Origin of the sequence: Lysinibacillus sp. fls2-241-R2A-57 (assembly GCF_030209535.1) — a bacterium.
Taxonomy (GTDB): Bacteria; Bacillota; Bacilli; order Bacillales_A; family Planococcaceae; genus Lysinibacillus.
Genome location: NZ_JARVRU010000090.1, coordinates 45,620 through 52,898, shown reverse-complemented (window position 1 = coordinate 52,898; position 7,279 = coordinate 45,620). Strand labels below are relative to the sequence as shown.

Below are 7,279 nucleotides of genomic sequence, written 5' to 3'. Positions count from 1 at the left end.
TGACTGTTCTATCCGTCACTCTGTTTTCTATCCGTCGCTTCGGCTGTTCTTTCCGTCGCTCTGATGATTCTATCCGTCACTTTGACTGTTTTTTCCGTCGCTCTGTTTTCTATCCGTCACTTTGACTGTTCTATCCGTCGCTTCAATTGTTCTTTCCGTCACTTTGAAGTTCTATCCGTCGCTTTGATTGTTCTTTCCGTCACTCCGTTTTCTATCCGTCACTTTGCCTATCCGGAGGTGTCTATCCATCACTTTAACCGGGCTATCAATCACTAAGAATTATAAAGTGCATTACTACCATTATCTAGGTAATGGCGTTTGAAAAAGTTGTAGCTTGCATTAAATGTAAACTCCCACAATCTGTAACTATTTGTAATTTATTTCGTCTAATCGGCAATAGAATACATTTTTTGGGAGGCAGCCTAATGAAAAAATTTTTGTTTCTAATTTTGTTGGTAAGTCTATTTTTGATTTCTGCTTGTACAAATGAAAAAACGCAATCATTAGAAGCCTTTTATAAGGAAGCAAAAATTGAAAGTATAGATAAAGTAATCATCCAAGATGGTTCAACTGGTGCTTCAAAAACGATAACTAAGCAAGAACAAATCAATGAGTTCGTTTCTCTGATTAAAGATATAAAGTTTACTCCACAAGAGAATCAAGAAAAACGTGTTGGATGGAAATATGGTATTACTCTTTTTGATAGTAAAAGAGTATTTAAATTCACACTAAGTGAAATTGATGATACCTACTATGATTCAAACCCAGATATTTATCCTATTGTAGAGAACTATTACAAACAGTTGGAAATTGTAGAAAAGTAAAGATTTTAAAACTAATGACCTCTTTATATTGAGGTTTTTTGTTTTTCGGAACTTCTATCCGTCACTTCGATAAGTTGTTTTGACAGAAGTGCATAAAAAAACCGATCTCCTAGGAGATCGGTTTTCATATTTAAATGATTACTCAGCAGCTTTTGCGCGAAGAACCATTTGTAGGATACCACCGTGACGGTAGTAGTCTACTTCTACTTCTGAGTCGAAACGAGCTAAAGCTTGGAAAGTTTTAACTGAACCGTCTTCAGATTTAGCAGTAACTGTTAAGATTTCACGTGGTTTTACGTTGTCAGTAATGTTTACAGAGATTTCTTCTTTACCAGTTAAGCCTAAAGTTTCAGCTGATTCACCTGGCATGAATTGAAGTGGAAGAACACCCATCATTACTAAGTTAGAACGGTGGATACGCTCGTATGATTGTGCGATAACAGTTTTCACGCCAAGTAGGAATGTACCTTTCGCAGCCCAGTCACGAGAAGAACCCATACCGTAGTCGTTACCAGCAAGTACTACTAAGCCAGTACCTTGCTCTTGGTATTTCATACATGCGTCATAGATGTACTCTACTTCGCCTGTTGGCCAGTAAGTAGTGAATCCACCCTCTGTACCAGGAGCAACTTGGTTACGGATACGGATGTTTGCAAATGTACCACGCATCATAACTTCGTGGTTACCACGACGAGAACCGTATGAGTTGAAGTCACGGATTGCAACACCGTTTTCGATTAAATATTTACCTGCAGGTGTATCTTTACCGATTGCACCAGCTGGAGAAATATGGTCAGTTGTAATTGAGTCACCGAACTTCGCCATAATGCGTAAGCCGTCTAAGCCTTTAATAGCTTCTGGCTCTTTTGCAAGACCTTGGAAGAATGGTGGGTTTTGGATGTAAGTTGATTTGTCATCAAATGTGTATAGAGACTCAGTTGATGTTTCAATTGCATTCCATTTTTCGTTCGCTGTGAATACAGTTTCGTATTCTTTTTGGAATAATTCACGGTTAACTACAGTACCTAATACTGCGTTAACTTCTTCAGTTGAAGGCCAGATATCAGCGAAGAATACTTCGTTGCCATCTTTGTCTTTACCGAATGAATCTTTTTGTAGGTCAACATCCACAGTACCAGCAAGTGCATAAGCAACAACAAGTGGTGGTGAAGCTAAGTAGTTAGCTTTTACAAGTGGGTGTACACGGCCTTCGAAGTTACGGTTACCAGAAAGAACTGATGTTACGAATAAATCGTTCTCTTTGATTGCTTCTTCGATTTCAGGAAGTAATGGACCTGAGTTACCGATACATGTTGTACAACCGTAACCTACAGTGTTGAAACCGATTTGGTCAAGGTAAGTTTGTAAACCTGAATCTTCTAGGTAACCAGTTACTACTTTAGAACCTGGTGCTAAAGAAGTTTTTACCCATTTAGGCACAGTTAGACCTTTTTCTACAGCTTTTTTCGCAACTAAGCCCGCAGCGATTAATACGTATGGGTTAGATGTATTTGTACAAGAAGTGATTGCAGCGATTGCTACAGCACCTGTTGGGATTTCTACATCACCTTCAGCGAATTTAGCTACAGAAGTTTTTGCGAATTCATCTTCAGTTAAACCGAAACCTTGTGTACCTTGTGGTGCCACTACTGCTTCTTTGTAACGAGTACGCATTTGAGATAGTGGAATTAAGTCTTGTGGACGTTTTGGACCAGAAAGGTTTGGTTCGATTTCAGCTAAGTTTACTTCTAATACGTCAGTGTAAACTGGCTCTAAAGTTGGATCGAAGAACATGTGGTTAGACTTTAAGTAAGATTCTACAACCGCGATGTGCTCTTCGTCACGACCAGTTAAACGCATGTAGTTTAATGATTCTTCGTCAATTGCGAAGAAACCACATGTAGCACCATATTCAGGAGCCATGTTAGAGATTGTCGCACGGTCAGCTAGTGGTAATTTAGTTACGCCAGGTCCGAAGAACTCAACGAACTTACCAACTACGCCACGTTGACGTAATACTTGAGTTACTTTTAATGCTAAGTCAGTAGCAGTAGTTCCGTTTGGAAGATCGCCAACTAATTTAACACCGATAACTTCTGGAATTGGGAAGTATGAAGGTTGACCAAGCATACCTGCTTCAGCTTCGATACCACCAACGCCCCATCCAAGAACGCCGATACCGTTGATCATTGTTGTATGAGAGTCAGTACCTACTACTGAGTCTGGGAATGTTTCGAAAGTACCGTCAGCATTTTCGTTTACGTGTACAACTGGAGCTAAATACTCTAAGTTTACTTGGTGAACGATACCAGTTGCTGGTGGTACAGCACGGAAGTTATTGTAAGCAGTTTGAGCCCATTTTAAGAAGTTATAACGCTCAGCGTTACGTTCAAATTCTAGGTCCATGTTTGCTGCTAATGCAGATGCATTACCGTATTTGTCAACTTGTACTGAGTGGTCAATTACAAGGTCAACTGGAATAGCAGGGTTGATTTTGCTTGGGTCGCCACCCATTTCTTTCATAGCAGAACGTAGAGAAGCAAGGTCAACTACTACTGGTACACCAGTAAAGTCTTGTAATACAACGCGTGAAGGTTTGAATGGTACTTCAGCTTCTGGATCTGCACCGTTACCCCATTTTGCTAATTCGTTTACGTGCTCTTCTTTGATTACATATGCATCATATTGACGTAAAACAGATTCTAATAATACTTTGATTGAGTAAGGAAGGTTTGAAACTTTTGCAACGCCAGCTTTTTCAATCGCAGCTAAGTCATAATAATTGTAAGATTTACCATTAACTTCGAATGATGCGCGGCTGTTGTGTAAATTACCTTGTGCCATTTGCGGATCCCCCTAAATATCTTTTTGAAAAGGCCTATTAAAAAAATTTAAAGCATCTTTTCTCCAATACCCATGATAACGCATTAATATTCATAAGTAAATTACATTAATATTATCTTTTTCAATAAGCTTAACTTATGACCTTGATTTCTAACCTAAATGTATTTAATTTTTTGATGTGCATAATATGAAGGTTTTGCTGAAAGGACATTTTTATACATTAGAAGCTAAATGTTTTAAAGGGAGTACTTGTAGTTTTTTATTTTGAAATGGCGATCCAGTAAAAAATCAATGATTTGGCTTTGTGCTTGTACAAAGTACTCCCTTCCGAATCCGTGACATCCGCCAGAGATTTTAACTTATTTTCAGAGAATGTTTTGACATCCTCTGAAAAGTAACTTAAATCTGCATTCATCTGTTCACCATAGGGGTAGGAGACTTCTGTATCCGTCGCTACAAAAATATTGCTGAAATAAGTTAAATTTCCCGGACAAGTAATAGTAATAATAGAAGCAATCATAACAAAAAAACGTATTTACAACAACTGTTATCCTTGAATATTTAGAACATTCGCATTTTTATTCTTCGTTCAACCTAATGTCACAGCATGGATCCTTTTAAATATGTAATAAAAACCTCAAGAAAAAATCTTTAAAATCAAATGTAATAAAAAAACGGACTGTCTATTTTGTGATTACTAGCATTTTGAAACCACTTACTCACTCCCCTGCACATATTATCCCGAAAATGAATCCAAAGATTTTCAGTTCGTTTTTCAATTCGAAATTAGGCTTAGTATATGCTTCTTCTAGCACAATCCATATTCTGGTTTGCTTTCAGATTTATCTTTAATAATTTTCCCTTTAATCAATTCACACATTTTTTTAATTAATAACAAATTGATTAATATGTCTAAAGCATTCAGTAGAGTACTGAATACTATGAATATGTAAGCTGCAGATTATAAAACTTTTATTTGCAAAGGAGGTGAATTTCAAATGCCTTTAACTACTGGTCCGATTGAAAATACAGGAAATCTACCTGCTAATGCTAGTAGCGTTCGTATTAAAGTTCTTAACCTTACTGGAGGCTTACTTTCCGGACTAATTAGAGTTTTCAGACTGAACGGTACAAGACAATTACTATCAGTGACTGCTTTTAACGTAGGTGCTAATTCCTCTACTTTTATAGATGCAAGTGTTGGAACTTCGGCTCAATATGAAGTTGAAATTGCTCCAAATCAAAATGGTGGATTATTTAGCGTTTACGGATTAACTGCTTCAGGTGTTATCATTACTGCCCAAAGATTAGTTAACTCAGAATTAACACAGATTCTTTAATTTGAAAGTGGCTGTCAAAACTTTAAAAAGCGCGAGAAATCAATTTTAAAAACGTTGATTTCTCATGCTTTTCTGATGTGAAATTTTTTGTTTTTTACTATTTATTTTCTTTTAAATTACTCTCACAACGATTTGGATTGTATGGGTAATAATAATTAATAAGCCTAAACCAATACAACATGTCGCCAACGTGCTATTTTTTTGTTTTTTTTGCTTTACAAGACCAAAAATAGTCAGGCTTAAACCAATCGCAATAGATACTATTGATAGAATGGTAAAAAACGGTGTACTTAATGAAGAATTGAAAAAAATACTTTCTAATTGCATTTTACGCTCTCTCCTTAAACTTAGATATTAAAATCAATAATGCCATGGCAAAATTGCTCGGAATCGGCTTTGTGTTTGTACATACTTCAAGTTAAACCGCATCCTCCCTTTCAATATTACGAATGCCTAAGTAAGCAATTGCTCCTCCAATAACTGCAAGCCCTATTTGAAGTGGAATAAATGTCACCAAGGAGATTTCTGGATTATAAGAACAAGCAATGGCCACTACAATAAGTGATGAAGTAATTGTGACCGGAACAGAATGATTACGCATTCCGAAATATAATGGAATTAAACTCATTCCCGCAGAGGCAATTACAAAAGGAACCATGTTAATGACTTCTCCTAGAAATCGATTTACAGTTAATGTAAATGGAACTATAGGGATATAAATATTAACGATAGTAAATAGTCCTGCAACAATGATATTAGACAGCATCATAGTAATTAACGTTAACGATACGATTAGCAGCAGTTTACTAGCGATGATTTTCTTCCTATTAACAGGATAAGAAAATAAAAGGGATATTGTTTTATTTTTATATTCTTCTATGACTATTTTCGAAATCAATACAGAGGCAAATACAATAAACGTTGCCCTCACGCTTGCACCAATCAATATGTATACATCCTGATACACTGTAATTAGTAAATCACCCTCACTATGTGCTAAATAAATTACGAAACACATTATTACTGTTAATAGGATATTTGCGATAATCGCACCTTTTACATACCAACCTAATTTAAATTTCTTCAATTCTAGCTTTATTAGCTGTAACATCCCTTTCACCCCTCCTCTTCTAGATTGTCATCTCACTGCAAAGGTTATATAAGCAACACTTATTATGTTGAATATTGGTAAACTATCATTATGCTTGAATCCTTCCATTACTATACGGAATAACATAACAGCTAAAAAAATGATAAATGTGAATTTCAGAAGAAAATTCATGAATGCTATGAGTCCTAAATATTTTGTAATCGTAAGTCTAATCCCAAGTGTAGATCCCAATGCCGTGAAGCTGCTTGCTAAGGAAATTGCGACAATCATTAGTTTAAGCATGGATTCGCTCTCCTTTCATTTTGTAATTTTATTGTACGAATCGATTTTCACTTTTTTCTTACTCATTCCTTACAAATTTATTAATTTTAAAGTTGAAAACAAAAAAGACCAGGATCTCATGAAGAGAATCCCGATCTTTTCAATATAATATTAGTTTGAAATTTGTGTTTTCTTAAACATTGAGACCAACGTCACTCCACATAAAGACACAATCCCTATGAACAATAATAAGTATCCAATTGGAATCAAGAAGAAAGGTTCCTCTAATTTGCCATCTGCAGCTACATTACTTCCAATGATGGCCTTTGCAAGAAAACAGATTACTCCTAAAAGAATTGGTGTAGATGCAATTACATATTTCATTTTCATAATATCTTCCTCCATTAAAGTTAGTTTATTTGTTAATACACTTATTTTTTATCCTGTTTGTATTTTGAATCGAAAAATCATTCCCACAACTTACATCTGTACAGAAATTCCAACATCTACAGGCTTTTCGAAGGAATTCCAGGTGACAAAATAACAACCCAGTTAATACGATTATAAATTCCAACCAATACTGTTTGATGCCTCACCGCTTTCTCAACTTTCTATAATCATAATATCTAAAACCTCATCCTTAGTCAATAATTATTTATCGAAAAACAATAAATTATTATTGTTTTTTAACAATACGTGCTGACGTTATATTTTCACTTTACTGAAATAAAAGTGGAGTGAATGCAAAAATAAAATATAAATAAGCCTAAGATAGCAGAATTAATTGCCATCTTGGGCTTTTGTCATTTTAACAACTATTTGACGATTAATTTTCTTTAGTTTTATTTTCGGCTGCCTATGCAAGGAGATGTGAACTAGCAAGAGAAACTTCAATTAAA

At 35.5% G+C, this 7,279-nt stretch carries 8 protein-coding genes; 3 read left to right on the top strand and 5 right to left on the bottom strand.

From position 1 onward, the window contains the following. The first annotated feature begins 63 nt into the window (after positions 1-63). Together QRN68_RS15570 and QRN68_RS15565 are read left to right on the top strand one after the other, a co-directional pair. Positions 64-276, top strand: coding sequence for a hypothetical protein (locus QRN68_RS15570; RefSeq protein ID WP_285397810.1), 213 nt, complete (start codon positions 64-66; stop codon positions 274-276). A gap of 149 nt (positions 277-425) precedes the next feature. Continuing rightward, positions 426-824, top strand: a complete 399-nt coding sequence (locus tag QRN68_RS15565; protein ID WP_285397809.1) for a hypothetical protein — start codon at positions 426-428, stop codon at positions 822-824. 138 nt (positions 825-962) lie between these two features. Here QRN68_RS15565 and acnA read toward each other — a convergent pair whose 3' ends face one another. Beyond that, positions 963-3,668, bottom strand: a complete 2,706-nt coding sequence (gene acnA, locus QRN68_RS15560; RefSeq protein ID WP_285397808.1) for an aconitate hydratase AcnA — start codon at positions 3,666-3,668, stop codon at positions 963-965. A gap of 259 nt (positions 3,669-3,927) precedes the next feature. Continuing rightward, positions 3,928-4,188, bottom strand: coding sequence for a hypothetical protein (locus QRN68_RS15555; protein WP_285397807.1), 261 nt, complete (start codon positions 4,186-4,188; stop codon positions 3,928-3,930). A gap of 478 nt (positions 4,189-4,666) precedes the next feature. Here QRN68_RS15555 and QRN68_RS15550 point away from each other — a divergent pair, with 478 nt between their 5' ends. Continuing rightward, positions 4,667-5,008, top strand: a complete 342-nt coding sequence (locus tag QRN68_RS15550) for an ATPase (RefSeq protein WP_285397806.1) — start codon at positions 4,667-4,669, stop codon at positions 5,006-5,008. Between the two features lie 111 nt (positions 5,009-5,119). Here QRN68_RS15550 and QRN68_RS15545 read toward each other — a convergent pair whose 3' ends face one another. The 3 genes from QRN68_RS15545 to QRN68_RS15535 form a co-directional block, all read right to left on the bottom strand. Then, complete coding sequence (locus tag QRN68_RS15545) at positions 5,120-5,335, bottom strand: hypothetical protein (protein WP_285397805.1); 216 nt, start codon at positions 5,333-5,335, stop codon at positions 5,120-5,122. A gap of 91 nt (positions 5,336-5,426) precedes the next feature. Continuing rightward, positions 5,427-6,119, bottom strand: coding sequence for an ABC transporter permease (locus QRN68_RS15540; protein ID WP_285397804.1), 693 nt, complete (start codon positions 6,117-6,119; stop codon positions 5,427-5,429). 432 nt (positions 6,120-6,551) lie between these two features. After that, a complete protein-coding gene (locus tag QRN68_RS15535; RefSeq protein ID WP_285397803.1) occupies positions 6,552-6,770 on the bottom strand; it encodes a DUF3955 domain-containing protein in 219 nt (72 codons plus the stop codon). Between the last annotated feature and the right edge of the window lie 509 nt (positions 6,771-7,279).

Excerpts from the sequence above, each read along its gene's own strand:
- QRN68_RS15570 (WP_285397810.1), top strand. The coding sequence starts at position 64 with ATGATTCTATCCGTCACTTTGACTGTTTTTTCCGTCGCTCTGTTTTCT.
- QRN68_RS15565 (WP_285397809.1), top strand. The coding sequence starts at position 426 with ATGAAAAAATTTTTGTTTCTAATTTTGTTGGTAAGTCTATTTTTGATT.
- acnA (WP_285397808.1), bottom strand. The coding sequence starts at position 3,668 with ATGGCACAAGGTAATTTACACAACAGCCGCGCATCATTCGAAGTTAAT.
- QRN68_RS15555 (WP_285397807.1), bottom strand. The coding sequence starts at position 4,188 with ATGATTGCTTCTATTATTACTATTACTTGTCCGGGAAATTTAACTTAT.
- QRN68_RS15550 (WP_285397806.1), top strand. The coding sequence starts at position 4,667 with ATGCCTTTAACTACTGGTCCGATTGAAAATACAGGAAATCTACCTGCT.
- QRN68_RS15545 (WP_285397805.1), bottom strand. The coding sequence starts at position 5,335 with ATGCAATTAGAAAGTATTTTTTTCAATTCTTCATTAAGTACACCGTTT.
- QRN68_RS15540 (WP_285397804.1), bottom strand. The coding sequence starts at position 6,119 with ATGTTACAGCTAATAAAGCTAGAATTGAAGAAATTTAAATTAGGTTGG.
- QRN68_RS15535 (WP_285397803.1), bottom strand. The coding sequence starts at position 6,770 with ATGAAAATGAAATATGTAATTGCATCTACACCAATTCTTTTAGGAGTA.